At 34.3% G+C, this 1765-nt stretch carries 3 protein-coding genes; all 3 read right to left on the minus strand.

Going from position 1 to position 1765, the window contains the following annotated elements:
- Positions 1 to 72: 72 nt before the first annotated feature.
- The 3 genes from AACQ83_RS23910 to AACQ83_RS23920 all read right to left on the minus strand — a co-directional run bounded on the left by AACQ83_RS23910 (position 73) and on the right by AACQ83_RS23920 (position 1585).
- The gene (locus tag AACQ83_RS23910; protein WP_112886963.1) at positions 73 to 279 is read right to left on the minus strand and encodes a hypothetical protein; all 207 of its coding nucleotides are present in this window, start codon (positions 277 to 279) and stop codon (positions 73 to 75) included.
- A gap of 3 nt (positions 280 to 282) precedes the next feature.
- On the minus strand, positions 283 to 906 hold the full coding sequence (locus AACQ83_RS23915; RefSeq protein WP_158537824.1) for an Nmad5 family putative nucleotide modification protein: 624 nt from the start codon (positions 904 to 906) through the stop codon (positions 283 to 285).
- Positions 907 to 988: 82 nt separating this feature from the next.
- On the minus strand, positions 989 to 1585 hold the full coding sequence (locus AACQ83_RS23920; RefSeq protein ID WP_146748312.1) for a DUF5420 family protein: 597 nt from the start codon (positions 1583 to 1585) through the stop codon (positions 989 to 991).
- Positions 1586 to 1765: the final 180 nt, after the last annotated feature.

Genomic DNA, 1765 nt, shown 5'->3' on the forward strand with positions numbered 1-1765 from the left:
GCAGAAGACGTAATTCGTACATCTTTACATAATATTTCAAAACTATAAGTGTTTCGTATGTTTACCATTATATTATTCACCTGCTATTTCTATGTTAATGTGATTATCGGGTAAATCGAAACCGCAGTCATGTAAAACATCCTTGATACAATGCTGCAAAGCTATTTTATAATCGCTAAAATATGTTAAATGAAAAATAAAAGTTGAATTTTTGTCGAGACTAAGACTTTTGACAATGCTATTAAACTCTTTCATTGAAAGCTTTATTTCAATTTTCATTGTTTAATCCTCGATTTTGGGTATGCCAATCATTTTGTTTAAATCTTCAACTTTTACTGATAATGAAGTGTTTATACTTCTAATATCCTCAGAGGGAATTAAATCTTTCGCTTCCGGCCAGACTTCAATAAGTCGCTTTGTTGTAGTGACTGAATTTAAAATAGCGTAAACGTTATTTTTTATTTCCTCTTTCTTATTGTTTAGCTCATTTGATTTTTTTTCTATCTCCGTAAAACGAATAGAGAGTTCATGGTCCGCTGGAAAACGACAATGATTTTGCGTGGGCGTTATTAACTTAATGTCTTTTCCTAAGTCATCTTTGCCGTAATATAATCGTCCCGTCTGGAGTCCACCAAAAGCGGCATATATGCCATCCGCAAGTACATTATAAATATGAATATGTCTGTCAATATTAACTTGTAACTCTTTAATATCTTCAAGTGCTTTATCGTATACGCGATTATAATGCTTGGCTTTTTCTTCCCCTTCCAACGCGGCAACTCGGACGTCTTTTGCGAGTTGGTCCTTTTCTCGCCCCAATTGGGCGTAGCATTCAGATATTCCAGCGGATGATAACGCGTTATTAACTATTTCTTTCTTTAAATCTCTTGTTAATTTCTTCGACATAATTTAATCCTCATAGGTTTAGTTGATAATTGGCTTCCGTGCCGATAATTCCCTATTGTTTTTCCCGGTGTGGCGAAATTAATCATTCGCTTAAATCATAAAAAGTACCGTAAGTTATCTCTTCAAAACATTCAGGAACTTTCGGTATTGTATCCCAACCCTCTCCCTCTCTCTCTACACTGGGAATAGCGAATAAAAGAATGCTATTATCTTTTGATGCCTTTCCCACTGATGTTGAAATCACTGGAATGCCACGTTGATTTGGTTTTTGAGTTCCTAATTTTGTGCAACCAATATTGAATTTCTCAATAAGAAAATCTTTGTAAGTAGGCAGTTTCTTTAACTTCCTGTTTGTTTCTTTGGTTAAATCAGCAATGTTTTTATTAAATTCCTTCCCTGCTTTTGAATTGCTTTTTGCATGAACTACTTTTAATTCATCGTTTTTCACAATAATTTTTACAGCAAAATCAAATTCTTTCTCTATTGGAAAAGCAAATTTTTCTATTAATGTTCCATTTACACCGAACCCATGTTGAAATGTTGCCCCCTTTGCACCGATGCTATCTTTTGCAGTTTTAAGAACTTCCGCTCGCTTCTCATTGATAATTTGAAATTCATCATCAATCTGTTTAACGATATCACCAGTTAGACGATAGTATTTAAAATCTCTTTCGCTCATATATCCTCCCATGATTAACTCATCACAGCCCACTCGGAAATGAGCTGAAATTAGTTAATTGGCAATACTGCTCTCATCTGGCGTGAGTTCATCTCTGTTTTTAATTACAAATGGTTTGCCGAGAAAGTCTTGTCGATCATCACCGGAATAATAATTAGAAACTAGCTTCTGACAAAATAA

Origin of the sequence: Photorhabdus sp. S10-54, from assembly GCF_963878145.1 — a bacterium.
In the GTDB taxonomy this organism is placed as follows: Bacteria; Pseudomonadota; Gammaproteobacteria; order Enterobacterales; family Enterobacteriaceae; genus Photorhabdus; species Photorhabdus kayaii.

What these genes read in the sequence shown, in the direction of transcription:
- AACQ83_RS23910 (WP_112886963.1), bottom strand. Translation starts at nt 279, where the DNA reads ATGAAAATTGAAATAAAGCTTTCAATGAAAGAGTTTAATAGCATTGTC.
- AACQ83_RS23920 (WP_146748312.1), bottom strand. Translation starts at nt 1,585, where the DNA reads ATGAGCGAAAGAGATTTTAAATACTATCGTCTAACTGGTGATATCGTT.
- AACQ83_RS23915 (WP_158537824.1), bottom strand. Translation starts at nt 906, where the DNA reads ATGTCGAAGAAATTAACAAGAGATTTAAAGAAAGAAATAGTTAATAAC.